Consider the following 20,310-nt stretch of genomic DNA (forward strand, 5'->3'; position numbering starts at 1 on the left):
CCTACTCCTCTCCCCAAGTTTGCAGTTGCAAATAAACTAGTACCAGCGTCCCTGCTAGTAACACCGTCGCGGCGGCGGCGGCATAACCAAAATCAAATTGACCAAAAGCCTCTTGGTAAATGTAGTAAACCAGCAAATTAGTTGAATTCAGTGGGCCACCGCCAGTCATCACATAAACTTGCTCAAAACTCCGCAATGTAAAAATCGCGGTAGTAATGATTGCAAATATCAAAGTAGGGCGCAATCCAGGCAGAGTAATATACCAAAATTGTTGCCAAGCATTTGCTCCATCCAAATCTGCTGCTTCATAACGACTGGGAGGAATTGCTTGCAATCCGGCTAAAAAAACCACCATATTGAAACCGAGTTGTTTCCAAATGCTCATTAAAATAAGTACCGGCATTGCCCAAAATGTGTCTCCTAGCCAGGGTATGGCTGGAATGCCAAAAAACTCTAAAAGTCCGTTAACTGGCCCTGATGTTTGAAACAGCCAGCGAAATCCCAAACCAGCTGCCACAAGTGAAATAATTGAAGGCAGAAAATAGGCACTCCGTAAAATTCCCCGCAAGGGAATGGAGCGGTTTAATAGCACAGCCAATCCCAAGGAGATAACTAAAGTGGGAATGATGGTGGCAACAGTAAAATAAAAGGTGTTACCCAGAACTTGCCAGAAGTCGGGGTTGAGTAGCAAGCGCCAATAGTTTTTTAAGCCTATCCAATAAGTACCTTTTAAGGTGAAACTACCAGCGGTAAAACTGAGGTAGAACAAATAGGCGATCGGCCAAATGATAAAAACACCCAGTAAAATTAGTGCTGGTGTAAGAAAAATCCAGGCGGCAGCTGTATCATTATCCAACCACGATTTAGTATATTTTTTTGGCATCTATAATTTTCCCTCTTAGCTGTTATGACCCTCCGCCCTGATCTTACCCTGAGCTTGATTTCTTACAGGATTAGCGATGTCTACGACGGGCTACGCCTACGCTTGGGGTTTGCTCTTGGTTCATAGATGAGCTAGTTGTCAGACTCAATCTTCAGAAAAGATTTGATCAAATAAAGACCGTTTAACCCTAAACTCAATTTCAATAATCTTTTGGTAAAGAGTATCTAGGCTGTCAATGCTAATTTTGCCATCTTTGTTTATCTTTTTGATAACGGCTAACGTTCCTTTGATACTCAAACCAAGTCTTTTAGCTTCTCTTCTAGCTGTCGAGTCGTCTAACAAAACATAATCTGCATTCAACTCAATCCCTAAAGCGATCGCTTCCGATTCTCCTTTACCCAATCGTTGATTTAAGCTGTTGAGGAGGGTTATAAGGCTGGATGTGCGAACTTGAAGTTTACCAGCTTTGATTAGCGTTTGAATGGTTTGGCTAGCTGGATCTGATTTAGCACTAATTTCCTCAGCAACAGATTGAGGAATATAGAAATCATCAGGATATTCGATAAATTGATTCAGGTAGCTCAGTTTAGCTAGAAAAATCACTGGTGATGAATTAAGAATAATTTGCATTCATTTACCAGTTTTTTTCTAAAGCAACATCTTCTTCAGAAAGGTAAGAAAATTCAATACCCATCAGGTCTAGAATTTTGAGGAATTCTGCTGGCTCTAGTTGCATAACTTCTGCGGCTTTTTGAAGGCTGATTACTTTAGCAAGTAAAGCACCAAGTAAAAAGAGAAAATTTTCTTTCTGTTCGATGCTGTGGAATAACTGAACTTCTAAGGCGATCGCTTGGGTAAGCTTTTGGTTCATAATTACCTCTAGTTGGAGTCTTTACTTAAACATCGCTATTTTTTTGCAAACTTAAACCAATCCCAAATGCAATTTTAACGCCGCATCAATTAGTACCATCATTTCTTCATTTAAACTACCTAATACTTCACCAGTAATTCGTTGCTTAGAAATTGTTCGCACTTGCTGCGCCTGTACTTTAGAAGGCTTCGTTAGACCACTAATCTCTGGATTAAGCAGAACTTCAAAGGGATAAACACGGTTCACATTAGAAGTAAGCGGTAAAATTGTCACAGTGGTAGCAGCACTATTACTTATATCATTACTGACAATTAGTATTGGACGACGTTTACCCATTTCTGAACCCATCACCGGACTAAGATTTGCGTAATAAATATCACCACGTTTCATCTGTTAAACCATCTGCAATTGTCACATCCCAATCGTTATCAACTTCAGCAGACGCTTCTCGGTAAGCTGCCTCTAATTCTCGGTTTCGCAGCAATTCTAATGCTTCTTCAATTACTTGAGAACGAGATTTACAACCTTTATTGCGCTTGTAGTTTTCGACAAACTCCACTAAAGACGGTGGCAAGGAAATAGAGAGTTTTTCTACATTCATCTTCCTACCAATTAGTAACAAAAATAATTCCTACTAATATTCTAGCTTAATCTCGTAGCCCAGCAGGTGCGATTGGCTAAGTTGCTGTAATTACAAATTGTAGTTACAATTAGGTAAGCGTAGCTGTGTTTTGGTGATGCAGTTTGAATGGGATGAAACAAAACGTCTTAGCAATCTTCGCAAGCACGGAATCGATTTTATCGATATCCCAGAAGTATTTTATGGAGATACGGTGACGGTTGAAGACGATCGCTACAGCTACGCAGAGCAGCGTTTCGTCACGTTTGGCTTGTTGCAAGGGCGAGTCGTTGCTGTTGTCCATACAAGATCGTGATGATTTAACGCGGATTATTTCTGCAAGAAAGGCAACCAAATATGAGCAACGAATCTATTTCGAGCAATTCTCAGACTGATTGGCAACGGCTTGATGCTATGAGCGATGAAGACATTGATTTATCAGATTGCCCGGAAATTACACCAGAACTGTTTGCCAAGGCTACAGTTAGACGGGGTTTACCTGCGGCAAAAAAGAAAGCACAGGTGACGTTACGCATTGACAGTGATGTATTAGAGTGGTTTAAATCGCAAGGACAGGGTTATCAAACGCACATCAATACCTTACTGCGAGCATATATGGAAGCTCATCGATAGTCAGTAAATCGATACTGTGGAATAGCTGAACTTCTGAGGCGATCGCTTGGGGTTTGCTCTTGGTTCATAATTATCTCCACTTGGCTTAATTATGACCGTAAGTACAGCATCTCCGGCTTTGCTTCTGAATTCTTCTTCTATAGGACTCCTATTTGATTTTTGAACAAGATTCAGTACACATCTATACCTTTCTTTTCTGTTCCCTGTTCCCTACCTACGCAGATAATTTCAGGAATCAAATCGGATTACTATAGTTTCATTCTATGTTTTGATAGGCTTGGATTTTTTCATACAAACTATCAACGTTATCTTGAGAAAATAGTTTTTCTTTTAGTTGTAAATAATCACCTTCGCCTAATTTACAAGCTGCCCAAAATTTCATTACCTTGGATGGCTCTAAATGTGTAAAGAGTACCTGCATTACTTCTTGTAAATTTTGCTGTTCGTTAATAACTTTAATTGTCATCTTCCATCTCCAAAATAAAATCAGTGGGGTTGATTGCTTTGAGTGTTAAACTTTGACAGCGATTGATTAATCTCTTATCACAAGTGATAAGAGATTAATCACTTTGAGAAGCTTCGGCACAAGCAACATGGAGAGCATCAATGGCTTTAATCCCTTGTTGTTCCAGTTGTTTTGCTCTCACTCTAATGTTTTCATCTAGTAATACTCTCAATGTAGCTATTTGTAGGTATTGCTCCATTGACTGTTGGTTTACAGGAAAAGGGTTGCGACTATTTTCATATTCTAGAACTGAAGAACTAACTAATTCTATTAATTTTGCTTCGACAATTTGTAAAATTAAGATGACAGCTTGTGTTTCTAAAAATATTTTTGGCTGTGTTTGGTCATCAAAAGGGCGGTTATAAATACTTGTGTCTAAATAAACTCTGGTCATGTCACTTTTTGACTTCTGAATTCAACAACTCTGTTTTTTCAAAAAAATTAGATCGTTCCGTTCCGCTACACTCAAAAAGGGTAAAGGAAATAAGGACGGAGGGCTAAAGAGCTAGAGTATAAAGGGCTACTAAAGAATCCTCCCGGCAGCGCACACAATACGAAAACCAATATCGTAGTTGTGGAAGTCGCGCGACGTGTCGTAGTAGCGACACGCGGAACGGCAGTAGTCAGGATCGTAGAGCCAGGAACCGCCCCGCAGCAATGGAGATTTATTATCATTATCTATCCATGCACTTCCATCAATAGGCGCTTCTTTATAGTTGTCATGCCAACTATCTTGACACCACTCCCAGACATTCCCGTGCATGTCGTATAATCCAAAGGCATTGGGTGGAAAACTTCCTACTTCTGTTGTTTCTTGGCGAAATTTGCCCTTTGGTGCAGAAGCATAAGTGTAATCCCCATTGTAGTTAGCTAACTCAGTTGTAATCGTCTCGCCAAAGTGAAATGGTGTCGTTGTTCCTGCACGACAAGCGTATTCCCACTCTGCTTCACTAGGTAGACGATATTTACGCCCAGTCTTTTGACTCAGCTTTTCGCAAAATTCCACTGCATCATTCCAGGATACTTTCTCTACAGGACGTTTTGCCCCCTTGAAGGAGGAGGGATTGCTGCCCATTATTTGCTGGTACTGTTCCTGAGTCACTTGAAAATTGCCTATAAAAAAAGCAGGCACATTCACAGTGTGCTGTGGGTCTTCAGCTTTGGTTCGACCATTTTCACTGGGTGGCGAACCCATCTTAAATGAACCAGCAACAATCTGAACCATATCTAAAGTTATGCCATTGCCTAAGTCCTCCTTAAAGAACTTAGCTTGCTTGGTAGGATCTCGTTTAATTATCTGTCCCTTTTTATCTACCGTTACCGTTTCATCACCCTTAAAAATTTCACGGACTACTACTGCTGTCACCAAACCTACACCTCCCAAGCCAGCCCACTTCAAAAACTTTTGTCGAGTTATTCGCTCTTGAGTCGCTGGAGTTAATTGAGTACGGCTTGGCTGCTGAATATACTGCTGTAATTTTTGTTGTTTTTCTGCGTCGTCTTGTTGCCGTTGTTTCTCTACCTCTTGGTGCTTCAATCGTACAGATTCTTGTTGCTGTCTGATTCTCTCTTGCTCTTTTTGGTCTTCTGCTTCTGAAGATGATTGAATAATAATTGCTTCAAGTTCAGCTATTTCCACATCATTTAGTTCTAAAATTTGTTGGAAGCGCTTAAGTTCTTCACGAGTAGCATCACTAAGAGGATATTCAAACTGAATTGACTCTCTAAACACCTCTTCATACTGCTGAAGCTTTTGCTGATGTTCCTCTATAGCCGCAATAATTGGATTTTCAATTGCAGTCACATCCTCAGCAGTCAGATTCAACGCTTGATGACGTTGCGTTAGTTGAGAGCGTTTGAAAGCACTGAGCGGATATTCTTGCTGAACACCTTCTGTAAACTCCTGCTCATATTGCCGCAAATTTGCTTGATACGTTTCAATCTCCGCATTAATCCGCCTCTCGATCACACCCACATCTCTATCACTCAACCCCAACGTCTGCCAGGTTTCCTGCAACTGCTTTTGCATCACATCATCAGGATAATGCTGGCGCTGCGTCGCCTTCACAAATGCCTGTTCGTACTGCTGAAGTTTTTGATGATAGCTTTCAATCTGTGTTGTGATTTGCGCTTCAATTGGTGCAACATCTACATCTGTCAATCCCAAGTGCTGCTGCTGTTGACGTAAATTAGTCCGGGTTGCCTCGCTGAGAGGATATTCCCGCTGCGTGGCAGTAAAAAACAGCCGTTGGTAGTCTTGGAGTTTTTGGTGATATGCCTCTACCTCAGCCGTAATCTGAGATTCAATTGCCGCAATATCTCTATCCGCAAGTTCTAATTGCTGCTGGGTTTGCCGTAAGCGATCGCGGCTTGCCGTACTCAGGGGAAACTCCTGTCGCAGTGCCGTTGTAAACGTCTGCTGATATGTTTGCAGGTTTTGCTGATGCGTCTTAAATCGTGCAGTCACTAGTGCCTCAATCGGCATCGTGTCCTCATTCCGCAGCCCCAAAATTTGTTGGAGATTTTGCAGATCGTGGCGATCGCTATCGGTAATTCTCTCATCTCGCTCCAGTAGTTCAGTGAACACCTGCTGATACTGCTGGAGTTTTTCGCGGAACTCGTTGCGGTACGGTTCCAACACCTCATCTTCGATCGCCTTCGCCTCAGTTGTCTCCAATCCCAAGCGAGTCCTCTGATAATCTAATGTCCGACGACCAACAAGAGAAATTTCGCCTCGATGAATAAATCGCGCTACCTCTTTACGATATCGCTGTCTAGGATCACCCGGAGCCACCTTTGACAGTTGAATCTTAAAGCCTTCTCGAATTGCATAGATTTCCGGCTTCATCGCAGGTTGAAGTTCTCGCACCTTCTGACTGGCGTATTCATGGAGTTCATCGATGGAAATAAACTCATCGCGATCGCGATCGGCTTCTCCTGACTTGATACCTTCAATCAAAAAACGAGTGTAAATCGATAAATCTTGCCCCTCTTGCTCAAAGGAATATTGAGTCGAAGTAGAAGAAGTCAATACTGCTCGTCCTTCACCGCCCAACTGCTCCCGGATGTCAATCATACCGTCATCTTTGGCGGACATCCCTTCGGCAAACGCGCCACTAAAGCAGCTATCTAGGATCACCACCTGCCGCTGGGAGCGGCTTTCGCTCATGTGAACGTGAATAAAATTGGCAGACACCGACGTTGAGCGAATCAATTTTTTACTAGTGTTGCTAGTCGCCAGATACAGCCTGCCGCGATCGTCTTTGATGCCGTGTCCCGAAAAATACAGCAACAGCAAATCATCTTTGTGTCGTCCAGAGAATAGCGTTTCGATCGCAATTTCTACAACTTGTCGCTCAGGATTTTTTAGCCGGGTAATATCTGACACAGCAAATCCGCCCATCTCTGGATGCAGCAGTACTTCGTACACTGCATCCACATCTCTAACTGCACTGGGCAAAGGGTTCAGCCCTGGTTCATACTCACTGACCCCAATCAGCAATGCTACCTTCGCCATTTAACTCACCTGTGCTGCGATCAAATCCTCTGCGGCTTTAATCTCTGTGTTGTTTCCTTTATACCAAGCTTTAGAATATCATCTCTATCAACCGGAATAGTAGTCTGTCAAGAACTAATTTACGGGTAAATTCCCTGTAGAGACGGCGATTTATCGCGTCTCTCTAACTTCATCAAGCGTAGGCGTAGCCAGTCCTAGACATCGCTAATTCAAAGGATCAAATTCTACCTATTTATGTCATAAAAATCCAGGCTGCTACTGTATCATTATCCAACCACGATTTAGTATATTTTTTTGGCATCTATAATTTTCCTTCTTAGCTGTTATGACCCTCCGCCCTGATTCTGCCCTTAGCTTGGTTTCTCCCAGCATTAGCGATGTATGCCAACAAGTCGCCCCTTTAAAACTGGGAATTATGGCTTCTGGGAATGGCAGCAATTTTGATGTAGTTGCTCAAGCTATCCAAGATGGACAGCTAAATGCCCAAATTCAAGTTTTAATTTACAATAACCCCTCGGCGAAAGCAGCCGTAAGAGCAGCTAATAGAGGTGTAGAAGCTGTTTTATTAAATCACCGCAACTATCAAAGCCGAGAAGAATTTGATGATCAAATTGTGCAGACATTACTTCACTACAATGTGGAATGGGTGATTTTGGCAGGTTGGATGCGATTATTAACGTCAGTTTTCATGGATGCCTTTCCTGACAAAATTATTAATATCCATCCTAGTTTGTTACCTAGTTTCAAGGGAATCCATGCTGTAGAACAAGCCTTGGCATCTGGGGTAAAAATCACTGGTTGTACAGCGCACATAGCTTGTCTAGAAATGGATAGTGGCCCAATCTTGATGCAAGCCGCAGTACCAGTTTTGCCGGATGATACAGCAGAAACACTCCACGCTAGGATTCAAGTTCAGGAACATCGAATTTTACCATTAGCGATCGCTCTGGCAGCTTCTTCGTCAAAAATGACACTAAGTTTAACGTGAAAATATATAGTCTATTGTTCCTTGCTCATTCGTGATAGAAAGATCCCCAACTCCGTAAAAGTTGTCGGGGATCTGCGGGTTGCAATAGCTATTCACCATTAGCTTCAGCAGCTTGATACGCTTGTAGGAGCCTAGCATGATCGAGAGTAAATCCTACTTGCATCGCTATCTGGGCAAATAAATCAATCTCAGGCTGTTGCCAATCACGGGGTTCAGAACACTGATGTGCAATTAACAAGCCAAATAGCTGCTCATCTTTGATAATGGGTGCGACTAAATTTGCTTTGACAGCAAAGGATTCGAGTAAGCTAATGTGACAATCAGCCAAATCAGACTCATAAATGTTGTTGATTGCGACCACGCGACCAGACTGGTACTTTTCTACATACCCTTGAGTAAAACAGGGATCGTGGATTTTAGATCGCAAAACTTTGGGATAGCCTGAAACCACTGATTCGGCAATTATAATTCCGAACCAATTAGCGTAAAAACTATAAACCAGCACTCTGTCAGTACTCAGTGCTTTGCGAACCTCTTCCACAGTGGTTTTGATGATATCCTCTTCGTTAAGCGATTGGCGAATCTTGCGGATAATATCCACTAGCAACTGACTTCGCATCCTTTCGGCTTCGCTTCTTTGCAGGAGTCTGGCATGATCCAGAGCAAATCCCACTTGCATGGCTATTTGGCCAAATAAATCAATCTCAGATTGTTGCCAATCACGAGGTCTGGAGCATTGATGTGCAATTAACAAGCCAAATAGCTGCTCATCTTTAAGAATGGGGGCTACTAAATTTGCTTTGACAGCAAAGGATTCGAGTAAGCTAATGTGACAATCAGCTAAACCGGCTTCATAAATGTTGTTGATTGCGAGAACCCGACCAGACTGATACTCTTCTACATAACCTTGACCAAAACATGGGTCTTGGATTTCAGCTCGTAAAACTTTTGGGTAGGTGAGAACAACTGATTCGGCAATCACAGTTCCAGACCAATTAGCATTAAAGCTATAAACCATCACTCGGTCAGTACTCAGTACCTTACGAACCTCGTCTACGGTAATTTTGAGGACATCCTCTTCATTGAGCGATTGGCGAATGCTGCCGATAGTATCCACCAACAACCGGCTTTGCACACCTTCAGCCTCGATTCGTTGCAACAACCTGGCGTGGTCAAGAGCAAATCCTACTTGCATTGCTAGCTGGGCAAATAAATCAATCTCAGGCTGTTGCCAATCACGGGGTCTAGAACACTGATGTGCAATTAACAAGCCAAATAGCTGTTCATCTTTGAGAATGGGGGCAACCAAATTTGCTTTGACAGCAAAGGATTCGAGCAGGTTAATGTGACAATCAGCCAAACCGGACTCATAAATATTGTTTGTGGCTACAACGCGACCAGACTGATATTTTTCTACATAACCTTGACCGAAACAGATGTCTTGGATTTCAGACCGCAAAACTTTGGGATAACCTGGAACCACTGATTCGGCAATGATGATTCCAGACCAATCAGTGTTAAGGCTATAAACCAGCACTCGATCAGTACTCAGTACTTTACGAACCTCTTCCACAGTGGTTTTGAGGACATCCTCTTCGTTGAGGGATTGGCGAATGCTGCGGGTAATTTCTATGAATAACTGAGCTTTATCTGCTTTGGTATCTACCTGTTCTAGAAGCTTGGTGTAGTCAAGGGCAAATCCTACTTGCATGGCTATCTGAGCGAACAAATCAATTTCAGACTGCTGCCAAAAGCGAAGTCTAGAACACTGATGTGCAATCAATAAACCAAATAGCTGTTTGCCTTTGAGAATGGGTGCTACTAAATGAGATTTAACCGCAAATTGTTCCAGCAAGTCAATATCACTATCACTGAGATCGGCTTTATGGATGTCATCAATAGCATGGATGCTACCACTCTGGTATTTTCCTACATACCCTGCCTCGAACCCAGGATCTGAGACTGTAACCCCTAAGATTTTCGGTAAACCAGGTGCTACTGATTCGCTGATAAAGGTTCCATTACAGTTGGAGTTGAAACAAAAGATGGTTACGCGATCAATGCTTAAAGCTCTGCGAATTTCTTCTGAGGTAGTTTTGAGAACATCTTCTTCATTAAATGATTCTCGAATCCAGCGGGTAATTTTTATCAATAGCTGGGAGTAATCAGCTTCGGCTTCTTTCTCTTGTACCAAAACCGAAAGCAGGTCTGTGAATAAGGTGATGTTTCTTTCTAACATCACTAATTCATCTTGGTTAGCGATGAAAACTTCAGTAAACTCACTATTTGGACGTAGCTTTGTTTTGATGGTATTAGAAATTGCAGCTGCCTTGCTGACTCGACTCATAACTCGATTAGTCACAAAAACAGCGATCGCACCTGCCAAAATTGCTGTTACTCCTGTACCAGTTAACAGGAGTAATAATTGTCTCTGTAGAGCAAGTTCTGTTTCTGTTGAACTTTTTGCACTCTCAAGTCTTACTTGCGGAATTTGTTTGGTAATTAAATTAATACCATAGTAGTAAGTAGCTGTTCCAATTGCAACCACAGGAAGGACACTGATACTTAGTGCCCAAACAATCGCTTTAGTCTTTAAACTCCATTTTTGCTGCCACAGTCTTTGTTTACGATTTCGTCTTGCTTGGTTTTGAGAAAAAGACTGACTCATAAATGAAACCTGGGTTGCTGCAATTGAAAATCAGGTAAATAACCTCACCAACAAATTCTACACAAAACTTATTTAATAAAGGCTGGCTGTCAAGAGTATTTTAAAGCACTAACCTTTTACTTTGTGCCCAATAAGGCTTTTTTCTCTTTGACCTCAAAAAATCAGGTCTGATTAATGGGCTTGGTAACAATCAAATAGCGATCGCTTTGTTATAGTGTCTTATTCTCTCATCAGGTGTTACGGTTTTTTGGCAAGACAGTCAAACAATTTTTCTTTTTTAACAACAGTTCTACAGATTTCTCGTAACTAGCTTCTCCTGTAAGAAATAGAGAGAAGCAACGCAAAAACATACTTTTAATTTTTGCCTGCACAAAAGCTTATTTTTTTTCTTCCCTCGTAAGGAAGAGATTAGGTGTTATATATTCATTGACTAAAATCCAAAATTGAATGATTCCTGGATTCTGCTGTAAGTGCAAGACGCGATGAATCGCGTCTCTACAAATGGTCGTCGCATTCTGTTATCAAATTGTTATGCGATTAATGGATAATTGAATTTCTCCTTAATCTACATAATGTTCAGCTATTCTGGTTGATTAGGACGATTTTCGTGATGAGAGGCTCCGCGATCGCCAGGAGGATGAGGTGGAACGCCTAATGCATCGATTAACTGTTGTTCAGTGACACCAAGTTTTGCGGCTGCGGCTGCAAAATCGGGTTTGGGTGGGCGTTGATTGCGATCGCCTGGATTTGGAGGATTGGCAGGAACTCCTAACGCAGCTTTTAACTGTGCTTCTGTAACTCCTAACTTGGTTGCTGCGGCTGCAAAATCAGGTCGAGGTGGGCGCTGATTGCGATCGCCTGGATTGGGAGGATTGGCAGGAAATCCTAACGCAGCTTTTAACTGTGCTTCTGTAACTCCTAACTTGGCCGCTGCGGCTGCAAAATCAGGTCGAGGTGGGCGTTGATTGCGATCGCCTGGATTTGGAGGATTGGCAGGAACTCCCAACGCAGCTTTTAACTGTGCTTCTGTAACTCCTAACTTAGTCGCAGCAGCTGCAAAATCAGGTCGAGGTGGGTGTGGTTTTTTGTCTGATGGTTGGTTAGGCGGTAGTTGCGCCTGTGCAATTTGATCGAATTGATTAGCAGCATTTGCTTGATTGAGTGAAATAAAACCAAATGTGCCAACCAAAACAGGAATCGCTGTCACCACTAGTAATCGACGAATATTCATCATTAAATCTCCAAAAGTTATATTTCTAATTAAGTCTTTTCAAAATAGTCATTAGTCCTTGGTGATTGGGACTAATGACTTCAATTTCATCACGGCAATTCAAGAAAACAAGCGATCGCAAGAGTGTGTCGGAAAGACTTGCGATGTTTTCGTAGCTGTGGGATGAGTTAATTAACGATTATTCTGTCCTAACCGGTTTTGAACCGCGCCCTGATTATGGGCTTGGGGACGTTGGAGAGAACGCTTTTTCTGATTTGGACGGGGCTTGGAATGTCTAACTTTTGGTTTTTTATCAGATATTTGCGGTCTGTTGGGCTGTTGTGAAATCTGTACGTTCCGATGAGATGGATTAGCGGCATTTGCCTGATTGGGTGTAATGAAACCGAATGTACCAATCAAAAAAGGAATTGCTGCTACGGCTAAGATTCGACGAATATTCATAAAAATCAACCTTTAAAAGGTAGGGTGTTCATATTTCTAATTGAGCCACCTCAAAATTACAGCTCCCCTATTTTCTAAATTACAGTTTTGTAATTTGAACAAAAAAATAATGAATTTAGAATGGAACAATATATGAATTAATAAATGCTTGTGAATATTCTATTTGTGGAAGATGAAGCGAAAATTGCTAACTTTGTCCGGGCTGGACTAAAGGAGCAGGGATTTGTCGTAGACTACTGCGATAATGGTGATGAAGGATATCTGCGGGCATTAGATAACGAATATGATGCGATCGTACTCGACATTATGATGCCGGGAAAGGATGGACTATCAATTTTAAAACTATTGCGGCGGCAAGGTCGGAATGCTCCGGTGATTTTGTTGACGGCTCGGAATGAACTAGATGATCGCTTGGAAGGGCTGAATTTGGGAGCTGATGACTATATCGCTAAACCGTTTTTTGTGGAAGAATTAGCGGCTCGAATTCATGCCGTTGTGCGCCGGAGTGTTAGCGAACGCCAAAATCTGCTTTGCGTTGGCCCTATCAAACTCGATCGCATCACCAGAGAAGTTACTTGCGATCGCCAGGCGATAGAACTCACCAGTCGCGAGTTTAATCTTCTAGAATATCTCATGCGCTCTCCCGGACGTGTTTTCACCCGTACCCAAATCTTGGAACATGTTTGGGGTTACGACTTTAACCCCAATACCAACGTCGTGGATGTTTGCATCCAGCGAATTCGTAAAAAGATTGACCCCATTGATGAAGCAGTCTGGATTGAAAGCATTCGAGGGGTTGGATACAGATTTCGCAAGGCGGATTCTAGCTCATGAAACTCCCTTCCTTTCGACTCCGTATTGCTCTGTTGTCTGCGGCTTTGGCTGGTAGCACCTTAGTCGGATTTGGCGCAGTTTCCTGGTTTCAGATTTACAATGCCAAGATTAGCCGCCTAGATGCAGAATTATTAAATCACTTGATGCGGGCAAATCGTTCACCCAATCGCGAACGATGGCAGCTTTACGCAGACTCATTACCTTATGCCTTCGGTGGCGGAACAAATATAAAAATCCCCATCGCTTTGCTGGTGCTTGATGCAAACGGCAACATCCTTTATGAATCTAACTCCCTACCCGACTTCAAGGTGAATCGTCTGCTGGTTCAACGTCTTCAGTCAACACCTTTACCACCACCTCCTCCTAGAGAACCACCACCTTTTCCGCCCATTACAAATCCATCCTTCGAGCCGCCACGCCTGATTCGTCCACGTCCTCCTCAATTCGTCACTGAGCAGACGGAAACAACAGCTTGGCGGATTGGAGCAACTAAATTTCCCAATGTTCAGATTGCCATTGCTGTGAGTCTGCAAGCCGTCGATCAAGAAATGGCTACCATTCGCAATATCTTTTTGGTTTCAATTCCGGGAGCGCTTCTGCTGGTTGCGGTGGGAGCATGGTTGGTTTCTGGTAGTGCTTTACGTCCCATCCATCAATTAACGGGCGTTATTCAACAGGTGACTGTCAAAGGGTTAGATCAAAGAATTCCCATTGGGACAACTGATGTTGAATTTGTTGAACTGATTCAGGTGTTTAACCAAATGCTAGAACGTTTGGAACGCAGTTTTACCCAAGCTTCTCGCTTTAGTGGTGACGCCGCTCATGAACTGAAAACCCCACTAACTATTTTGCAAGGCGAACTAGAACGAACACTGCAACAGGTTGATCCCGGTAGTGAAGTGCAACAGCGCTTAAGTAATCTGTTGGATGAGGTGCGCCGCCTGAGTGGAATTATGCGGAAACTCTTGCTGCTATCTCTGGCAGATGCGGGAAAAATGAGCTTGTATCTGGTTGAGGTGGATATGTCTGAGTTGCTGATGGAGATGCTAGAAGATGTGGAAATGCTAGCTCCCCACTTGACTGTGCAAACTGACTTTACTGATGGTTTGCGGGTAAAAGGCGATCGCGATCTTTTAATTCAAGTTTTGCAAAACCTGTTCAGTAATGCTATCAAATACAATCTCGCCAACGGCTGGATCAAGATTCGCGCTCATCAAACTCCCACAACTCTCCACGTTACTATTGCCAATGCATCCCAAGATATTCCAGTGAGCAATGCCTACGGCGCACGTGAACGTGAACGCATTTTTGACCGCTTTTATCGCGGTGATCCCTCACGTAACCGCAAGATAGAAGGAATTGGACTGGGACTGAGCCTAGCCCGTGAAATTGCCCGCGCACATGGTGGCGATCTCACCCTTGATTTAACACCTTCTGGTCAAACGGCGTTCACTCTCACCTTACCGATGTAGTTACATAATATTAATCGGGTCTACATCAATAGTTAAGCTCACAGACGAAGGACAAAGCGATCGCACTTCTTCCCAATCTGGTAACTTTGGTAAGGCATCGGGGTCAAATTTAATCAATATCTGCCAGCGATAACGATTAGCTACCCGTAAAATACTCGCTGGTGCTGGCCCTAATATCTCGAATTCTTCTTCTGTACTCAAGGCTGTGGCAATAATTTGCGCCGTATTTTGCACTTGAATCGGGTCGAGACTACTTAACCGCAACAAAATTAACCGCCCATAAGGGGGATAATTGAGTGCTTGGCGTTGTTCTAACTCAGCTTCAGAGAAAGATTGATAATCGTGCGATCGCACTGCTGCAATTACCTGATGTTCTGTAGTATAAGTCTGCACAATTACCCTACCGGGATCTTCGCCTCTACCAGCACGTCCAGCGACTTGAGTCAAGGTTTGAAATGCTCGTTCACTAGCGCGATAATCTGATAAATTTAGCAATCCATCGGCGGCGACAACGCCCACAAGTGTCACCTGTGGTAAATCCAAACCTTTGGTAAGCATTTGCGTACCGACTAATAAATCCGCTTCGCCGTTGGCAAACTTGGTAAGTAGAGTCCGGTGTGAGCCTTTGTTGCGGGTGGTATCGCTATCAAAACGAATCAAGCGCAACTCTGGGAACTGTCGCGCTAATTCCTGGGTGACTCGTTGAGTACCGCTACCGAAAAATTTCAGGTAAGGGGAACTACAATCAGGGCAAAATTTAGGATGCGATCGCGCATAGTTACAATAATGACACCGCAATAATTCCGGCGCTTTTTCTTCGGTGTGGTGATACGCCAGCGACACATCACAGTGCGGACATTCCAACACATATCCACAACTGCGGCAAGAGACAAAAGTACTGTGTCCCCGGCGATGGATGAATAAAATTCCCTGCTGTTTTTTTTCTTGCAACTCTTGCAAAGCTGTTTGCAGCGATCTACTAAATATAGAACGATTTCCCTGCTGCAATTCTTGCCGCATATCAACTATTTCCACAGGCGGTAAAGGGCGGGAGTTGACGCGCTCAGGCAAACTTAAGTAATGAGTGCTGAGTGCTGAGTGCTGAGTGCTGAGTGCTGAGTGCTGAGTGAGGAGTGAGGAGTGAGGAGTTACGAATTCTCCCCCTGCCCCCTGCCCCCTGCCCCCCTGCCTCCTGCCTCCTCACGCTTACCCAACTCTCCAAGGAAGGCGTAGCGGAACCTAACACCAAGGGGCAATTTTCTAATTCGGCTCGCCATTGGGCGACGGTGCGGGCGTGGTAGGTGGGTATGGGGGAGTCTTGTTTAAAGCTGCTGTCGTGTTCTTCATCTAAAATAATTAAACCCAAGTTGGGCAAAGGGGCGAAAACGGCGCTGCGGGTACCAATCACAACTTGGGGTTCTCCAGCAAGCATTTGTCGCCAAGTGTCGTAACGTTCACCGTCGGAGAGGGCGCTGTGATAGACGCTGACTTTATTGCCAAAACGGGCGCGAAAACGATCGGTTAGCTGGGGTGTAAGTCCGATTTCTGGGACTAAAACCAGGGCGGATTTACCTTGGTTGAGGAGAGGTGCGATCGCTTGCAAATATACTTCGGTTTTTCCTGAACCTGTCACCCCATGCAATAAAACTTGAGCAAATTCATTTAATGTCTGAATTGTTTCTAAGGCGCTAGCTTGGGCAGTAGTTAAGGATTTAGCACTATCGCCTACTAAAGCTGGCCCCTGTTCTGTTCGCAATACTTCCCGTTCTTCGATGACGATGTAGCCTTTTTCCTCCAGCCCTTTCAGGGTAGGAGTAGTTGTTTTGCAAATCTGTAGGAATTCATTTAGCCACAACTCTCCACCACGCCGCCGCAGCACTTCCAAAATCTCTCGTTGGCGAGTGGTTAAATCTCGATCAACTGTACCTGTGAGGGTAACTGCTTTTTGCAACTTTGGTCGAGTCAGTCGTGGCGGTTCTAAGTAGCTTTCCACTAAACCAAATCGCAATAACTCCCGAATTCCCCGATAAGCAGATTTTACTTTTTGTTGGAGATAGACAAAACTATAGTCCCCCGCTGCCTGCCCTTGCAAAAGTTCCCAAACTTGCCGCGCAGTTGGAGTCAGAAAAGCCAAAGGTTCAGGAGATCCCAGTAAATAACGACTCCCCCCTGCCCCCCTGCCCCCCTGCCCCCCTCCCCCCCTCGCCTCTCACAAGGCGGATACGACGCTGCGATCGCCCCAGCAACCCTGGCGGTAGGGCAACCCGGATTACTTGAATCAACGGCGTATAGTAATATGCAGCTACTCGATTGAGTAATTCCCAATAAGCACTTGGGAAAAACCCAACGCTGACTATATCTTCTACTTCCCGGATTTTTTCTGGTGGTAAATCGACATTTGGTTGTGTAAGTAACCGAATCGCGATCGCTCCTAATTGTTGTGCCCCAAACGGCACGCTTAAAATATCCCCTGGTTTGATTTCTAACTGGGCTGGCAATCGATAAGTAAATAGTCCTGTACTTCCTGGACAGTCTACCAGTACTTCAACCCACCGATTAAGAGTTGCACCTGGCTGGTATGATTCTCTAGGTTCAGATACCACTAAAGGAGATAAATTTACGTCATTAATATACATAGTTTCTGACTTTATAGTTAGATATTTTCCTCACATCCCTGGTCTAAATTAACCTAGCTAAGTCAACTCTAATTTTTTGCTTTCTTAAATTTAAATGGTATTTCTCAATACTGTTATCCTTCATAATACTTGATAAGTTTCCTCTTATGTAATCTACTAGACAAATTCGTATCAACTAGACGTGCAATAAATATTTGGTACCCACTATACAAATAAAAACATGTCGGCTCTTGCTGCAACAGTTACTCATCTACTAAATAGGGAGTAGCCTTTTTCCGCCTATCGATAGATATTCAACCCTTTCTGCTTATGAGATGCTTTTATACAAATAAGAACATCCCGAAATTAAGCTGCCATTATTGTAATTTGTATCATCTGGGTAAGTTGAAATCGGGAATGCATAACACTAATACCAAGTTTTTGTTTTATCCAGTGACTTCCAACGCCTAAGACATTAAAAATATTTAGAAAAATATATGAAAGTTTAAGAAATTTGGATGGTTAGCTGAGATTTTTATGTTTGTTAAGGTTGAGAAAGTTTGAGGGGGGTTTGACATATTTGATAATTCGGAAAAAAATGAAGAATATATCTGTTGGGAGCCTAAGAACAAAGTTTTGTTGGGTGCTAAGACCAGTTTCGTTATAGGTTGTATAGAACCTTAACCATAGATGCTAGGTAGATGCCAATTTTATCAGAGAAGGCAGGAGGGATAGAGAATAAGGCAGGAGGAAAGAATGATGAATGAAAGCTTTAGCTCTGGGTATAAAACCCAGTTTAAAAAGAACAATTGTATCGAGTGGAAAGTGCTGCGAGATACAAAGCGTTCACAGCTTAAGTCCCGGACTTTTAAAGGTTGGTTATTCCTGCCTTCTGCCTCCTGCTTCCTGCCTCCTAATCTCTGTAGATAAATTAGCATCAGCCTGTATTTCACTATATAAACGGGTGCATTGTCCATTAGGGAAAACTACCAAGCCTCAAACGAGTAGCTGTAACTAAATTATGTACCAAACAAAGCAACAATCCCTAAAGGAAACTATGAATATTGTTGAATTGGGAAAAATGGAAATACTGGAGAATGCTGCTGATATCGAAGAACCATCACTTGATAGTTTAAATGCAGTAGCAGAAGAAGAATCTCCAATTGTAGTAGAAAATCTGGAATCAGAGGAGCGTGACGGGGGGGATGAGATGGCGGCAGCTCGTCCTTCGGGATACAATAAAACCGAACATGATGATGCTGTCGGCGCGTTTTTTAAGGAAATGGCGCGTTATCCGCTCCTAAAACCTGATGAAGAAGTAGAGTTAGCGCGACGAGTCAGATTTCTAGAAGAATTCAGAGAAATACAAGCGGCTTTACAGTTAAAACTGGAACATGAACCCAGCAAATTAGAAGTAGCTTCCGAGCTACAAATGACGGAAAAGCAATTAGAAAGTCGCTTGTATCAAGGTAGAGTAGCGAAACGCAAAATGATTCGCTCAAACCTGAGATTGGTAGTATCTATTGCCAAGCGATATCTAAATCGGGGAGTGCCTTTTCTGGATTTAATTCAGGAAGGAGCAATGGGTTTAAATCGCGCTACAGAAAAGTTTGATCCCGATAAAGGATACAAGTTTTCTACTTACGCCTATTGGTGGATTAGACAAGCGATTACTAGGGCTATAGCTAACGATGCGCGGACAATTCGGCTACCTATTCATATTGTTGAAAAGCTTAACAAGCTAAAAAAAGCACAACGAGAACTCAAACAAAAACTCTGTCGTAATCCTACCGAAGGTGAAATGGCAGAAGCTTTGGAAATTAGTGTGCAACAACTACGCCAACTACAACAACTACGGCGTCAAGCACTTTCTCTCAACCACCGCGTCGGAAAGGAAGAAGACACGGAATTGATGGATTTACTAGAAGATGAAGACAACCTGTCTCCAGAAGCAAAAATGAATGAAAACATGATGCGTCAGGAGATTTGGGAAGTCTTGGGTGATGTGTTAACTCCACGGGAGAAAGATGTGATTTCTCTACGCTATGGTTTGACAACCAGCGAACCCTGTACCTTAGAAGAAGTTGGCAATATGTTCAATCTTTCTCGTGAGCGGGTGCGCCAAATTCAAAGCAAAGCCATGCGGAAATTGCGGCGTCCTCACATAGCCAAACGCTTAAAAGGTTGGTTGATTTAATTACATTGATGAAGATAGAGATACAATACCTGACTTAATTAGCTTCGCAATTCGCAAAAACTGGGCGTTTTGTACCTTTTTTCGGCTTTCGTTTAGTCATTACTCAAAACAAATTGCACAGTTACCTATAGACTATGGACTATGAACTATGGACTATAGACTAATGACTTCGTGTAGCAATTTGATTGTGCGTTGTGCTGAACCAGCCGATTGCAGTGTACTGTTTAAATTAATTGAAGGGCTTGCTGAGTATGAAAAATTATCTCACGCTATCACTGGCAATGCTCTGGCACTTAAGGAGCATTTATTTGGTTCACGGAGGTATGTAGAGGCAATATTAGCAGAATCTGCGGATCAAGCTATTGGTTTTGCCCTATTTTTTCATAATTATTCAACATTTTTGACTAAGCCAGGAATTTATCTGGAAGATTTATTTGTTTTACCAGAATATCGTAGGCAAGGTATTGGTAAAGCTCTCTTGACTAAAGTAGCCCAGATAGCTGTAGAACGTGATTGTGGGCGGTTAGAGTGGAGTGTCTTGGATTGGAACGAGTCAGCCCAAGCATTTTACCGTAGTATGGGAGCATCTATATTAGATGATTGGAGAATTTGTCGCGTCACAGAAGATGCGCTTACTCAATTGGGATCTGTTAAAAGAATTCACAATTGATAATAACGCTTCTACTTCGCTAACGTAATTAGCAATAGTAGTGGTAAGCAAGTTTGTAGTAAGGACTTTAGTCCTTATTTTCTAATACCAATTTTCAGTAAGCTTGCACTTAATAATTACCCCTAACTGAAAATCATTCTTTTCGGCTATTGTTTGCCTAAGCCCT

Annotated in this window: 17 protein-coding genes and 3 pseudogenes; 7 read left to right on the forward strand and 13 right to left on the reverse strand. The window is 42.8% G+C overall.

Annotated features, from left to right (window positions below):
- Window position 1 precedes the first annotated feature (1 nt).
- The 5 genes from HUN01_RS12260 to HUN01_RS12280 form a co-directional block, all read right to left on the reverse strand.
- Window positions 2–883: a carbohydrate ABC transporter permease gene (locus HUN01_RS12260; RefSeq protein ID WP_069074093.1), complete on the reverse strand. Its 882-nt coding sequence runs from the start codon at window positions 881–883 to the stop codon at window positions 2–4.
- Window positions 884–1,027: 144 nt separating this feature from the next.
- Window positions 1,028–1,513 (reverse strand): PIN domain-containing protein, encoded by a 486-nt coding sequence (locus HUN01_RS12265; protein ID WP_181931503.1) that lies wholly within the window; start codon window positions 1,511–1,513, stop codon window positions 1,028–1,030.
- A gap of 4 nt (window positions 1,514–1,517) precedes the next feature.
- Window positions 1,518–1,754 carry a hypothetical protein gene (locus HUN01_RS12270; protein WP_181931504.1) on the reverse strand — a complete coding sequence of 79 codons (237 nt, stop codon included), beginning with the start codon at window positions 1,752–1,754 and terminating at the stop codon, window positions 1,518–1,520.
- Window positions 1,755–1,805: 51 nt separating this feature from the next.
- Complete coding sequence (locus tag HUN01_RS12275) at window positions 1,806–2,144, reverse strand: type II toxin-antitoxin system PemK/MazF family toxin (protein WP_181931505.1); 339 nt, start codon at window positions 2,142–2,144, stop codon at window positions 1,806–1,808.
- The gene (locus tag HUN01_RS12280) at window positions 2,131–2,355 is read right to left on the reverse strand and encodes a ribbon-helix-helix domain-containing protein (RefSeq protein ID WP_181931506.1); all 225 of its coding nucleotides are present in this window, start codon (window positions 2,353–2,355) and stop codon (window positions 2,131–2,133) included. Before HUN01_RS12280 ends, HUN01_RS12275 begins: the two co-directional genes overlap by 14 nt.
- Window positions 2,356–2,491: 136 nt before the next feature.
- Here HUN01_RS12280 and HUN01_RS12285 point away from each other — a divergent pair, with 136 nt between their 5' ends.
- Window positions 2,492–2,689 carry a BrnT family toxin gene (locus HUN01_RS12285; RefSeq protein ID WP_238846222.1) on the forward strand — a complete coding sequence of 66 codons (198 nt, stop codon included), beginning with the start codon at window positions 2,492–2,494 and terminating at the stop codon, window positions 2,687–2,689.
- Window positions 2,690–2,730: 41 nt separating this feature from the next.
- Window positions 2,731–3,006 (forward strand): BrnA antitoxin family protein, encoded by a 276-nt coding sequence (locus tag HUN01_RS12290; RefSeq protein WP_181931507.1) that lies wholly within the window; start codon window positions 2,731–2,733, stop codon window positions 3,004–3,006.
- Window positions 3,007–3,262: 256 nt separating this feature from the next.
- On the opposite strand, the gene HUN01_RS12295 is transcribed toward HUN01_RS12290, so the two are convergent.
- The 4 genes and pseudogenes from HUN01_RS12295 to HUN01_RS35330 form a co-directional block, all read right to left on the reverse strand.
- On the reverse strand, window positions 3,263–3,472 hold the full coding sequence (locus HUN01_RS12295; RefSeq protein ID WP_181931508.1) for a hypothetical protein: 210 nt from the start codon (window positions 3,470–3,472) through the stop codon (window positions 3,263–3,265).
- Between the two features lie 94 nt (window positions 3,473–3,566).
- On the reverse strand, window positions 3,567–3,905 hold the full coding sequence (locus tag HUN01_RS12300) for a PIN domain-containing protein (protein WP_238846224.1): 339 nt from the start codon (window positions 3,903–3,905) through the stop codon (window positions 3,567–3,569).
- 129 nt (window positions 3,906–4,034) lie between these two features.
- Window positions 4,035–4,838: pseudogene (locus tag HUN01_RS35325) on the reverse strand (formylglycine-generating enzyme family protein); the annotation flags it as partial.
- A 1,518-nt stretch (window positions 4,839–6,356) separates the two neighbouring features.
- Window positions 6,357–7,028, reverse strand: a pseudogene (locus HUN01_RS35330) (caspase family protein); the annotation flags it as partial.
- Window positions 7,029–7,353: 325 nt separating this feature from the next.
- Between HUN01_RS35330 and purN the strand changes: the two are divergent.
- Window positions 7,354–8,016, forward strand: coding sequence for a phosphoribosylglycinamide formyltransferase (gene purN / locus HUN01_RS12315; protein WP_181931509.1), 663 nt, complete (start codon window positions 7,354–7,356; stop codon window positions 8,014–8,016).
- An 88-nt stretch (window positions 8,017–8,104) separates the two neighbouring features.
- Here the strand turns inward: purN and HUN01_RS12320 are convergent, their stop codons facing one another.
- From HUN01_RS12320 to HUN01_RS12330, 3 genes are all read right to left on the reverse strand, one after another.
- Window positions 8,105–10,684: a GAF domain-containing protein gene (locus HUN01_RS12320; RefSeq protein WP_181931510.1), complete on the reverse strand. Its 2,580-nt coding sequence runs from the start codon at window positions 10,682–10,684 to the stop codon at window positions 8,105–8,107.
- A 580-nt stretch (window positions 10,685–11,264) separates the two neighbouring features.
- A complete protein-coding gene (locus HUN01_RS12325; RefSeq protein ID WP_238846226.1) occupies window positions 11,265–11,918 on the reverse strand; it encodes a hypothetical protein in 654 nt (217 codons plus the stop codon).
- 168 nt (window positions 11,919–12,086) lie between these two features.
- Window positions 12,087–12,356, reverse strand: a complete 270-nt coding sequence (locus HUN01_RS12330; RefSeq protein WP_181931511.1) for a hypothetical protein — start codon at window positions 12,354–12,356, stop codon at window positions 12,087–12,089.
- Window positions 12,357–12,506: 150 nt separating this feature from the next.
- Between HUN01_RS12330 and HUN01_RS12335 the strand changes: the two genes are divergently transcribed.
- Window positions 12,507–13,190: a response regulator transcription factor gene (locus tag HUN01_RS12335; RefSeq protein ID WP_181932668.1), complete on the forward strand. Its 684-nt coding sequence runs from the start codon at window positions 12,507–12,509 to the stop codon at window positions 13,188–13,190.
- Complete coding sequence (locus tag HUN01_RS12340; protein WP_181931512.1) at window positions 13,187–14,662, forward strand: ATP-binding protein; 1,476 nt, start codon at window positions 13,187–13,189, stop codon at window positions 14,660–14,662. The genes HUN01_RS12335 and HUN01_RS12340 overlap by 4 nt, the downstream gene beginning before the upstream one ends.
- Here the strand turns inward: HUN01_RS12340 and priA are convergent.
- Window positions 14,663–17,298 (reverse strand): annotated as a pseudogene (gene priA / locus HUN01_RS12345) (primosomal protein N'). It abuts the gene before it with no gap.
- Window positions 17,299–18,298: 1,000 nt separating this feature from the next.
- Between priA and HUN01_RS12350 the strand changes: the two are divergent.
- Window positions 18,299–19,474 carry an RpoD/SigA family RNA polymerase sigma factor gene (locus HUN01_RS12350; RefSeq protein ID WP_181931513.1) on the forward strand — a complete coding sequence of 392 codons (1,176 nt, stop codon included), beginning with the start codon at window positions 18,299–18,301 and terminating at the stop codon, window positions 19,472–19,474.
- 163 nt (window positions 19,475–19,637) lie between these two features.
- On the forward strand, window positions 19,638–20,144 hold the full coding sequence (locus tag HUN01_RS12355; protein WP_181931514.1) for a GNAT family N-acetyltransferase: 507 nt from the start codon (window positions 19,638–19,640) through the stop codon (window positions 20,142–20,144).
- Window positions 20,145–20,310 lie beyond the last annotated feature (166 nt).

Source organism: Nostoc edaphicum CCNP1411, from assembly GCF_014023275.1.
Classification (GTDB): Bacteria; Cyanobacteriota; Cyanobacteriia; order Cyanobacteriales; family Nostocaceae; genus Nostoc; species Nostoc edaphicum_A.

Coding starts and splice junctions, on each gene's coding strand:
- HUN01_RS12260 (WP_069074093.1), bottom strand. CDS start 883: ATGCCAAAAAAATATACTAAATCGTGGTTGGATAATGATACAGCTGCC.
- HUN01_RS12265 (WP_181931503.1), bottom strand. CDS start 1,513: ATGCAAATTATTCTTAATTCATCACCAGTGATTTTTCTAGCTAAACTG.
- HUN01_RS12270 (WP_181931504.1), bottom strand. CDS start 1,754: ATGAACCAAAAGCTTACCCAAGCGATCGCCTTAGAAGTTCAGTTATTC.
- HUN01_RS12275 (WP_181931505.1), bottom strand. CDS start 2,144: ATGAAACGTGGTGATATTTATTACGCAAATCTTAGTCCGGTGATGGGT.
- HUN01_RS12280 (WP_181931506.1), bottom strand. CDS start 2,355: ATGAATGTAGAAAAACTCTCTATTTCCTTGCCACCGTCTTTAGTGGAG.
- HUN01_RS12285 (WP_238846222.1), top strand. CDS start 2,492: ATGCAGTTTGAATGGGATGAAACAAAACGTCTTAGCAATCTTCGCAAG.
- HUN01_RS12290 (WP_181931507.1), top strand. CDS start 2,731: ATGAGCAACGAATCTATTTCGAGCAATTCTCAGACTGATTGGCAACGG.
- HUN01_RS12295 (WP_181931508.1), bottom strand. CDS start 3,472: ATGACAATTAAAGTTATTAACGAACAGCAAAATTTACAAGAAGTAATG.
- HUN01_RS12300 (WP_238846224.1), bottom strand. CDS start 3,905: ATGACCAGAGTTTATTTAGACACAAGTATTTATAACCGCCCTTTTGAT.
- purN (WP_181931509.1), top strand. CDS start 7,354: ATGACCCTCCGCCCTGATTCTGCCCTTAGCTTGGTTTCTCCCAGCATT.
- HUN01_RS12320 (WP_181931510.1), bottom strand. CDS start 10,684: ATGAGTCAGTCTTTTTCTCAAAACCAAGCAAGACGAAATCGTAAACAA.
- HUN01_RS12325 (WP_238846226.1), bottom strand. CDS start 11,918: ATGATGAATATTCGTCGATTACTAGTGGTGACAGCGATTCCTGTTTTG.
- HUN01_RS12330 (WP_181931511.1), bottom strand. CDS start 12,356: ATGAATATTCGTCGAATCTTAGCCGTAGCAGCAATTCCTTTTTTGATT.
- HUN01_RS12340 (WP_181931512.1), top strand. CDS start 13,187: ATGAAACTCCCTTCCTTTCGACTCCGTATTGCTCTGTTGTCTGCGGCT.
- HUN01_RS12350 (WP_181931513.1), top strand. CDS start 18,299: ATGTACCAAACAAAGCAACAATCCCTAAAGGAAACTATGAATATTGTT.
- HUN01_RS12355 (WP_181931514.1), top strand. CDS start 19,638: ATGACTTCGTGTAGCAATTTGATTGTGCGTTGTGCTGAACCAGCCGAT.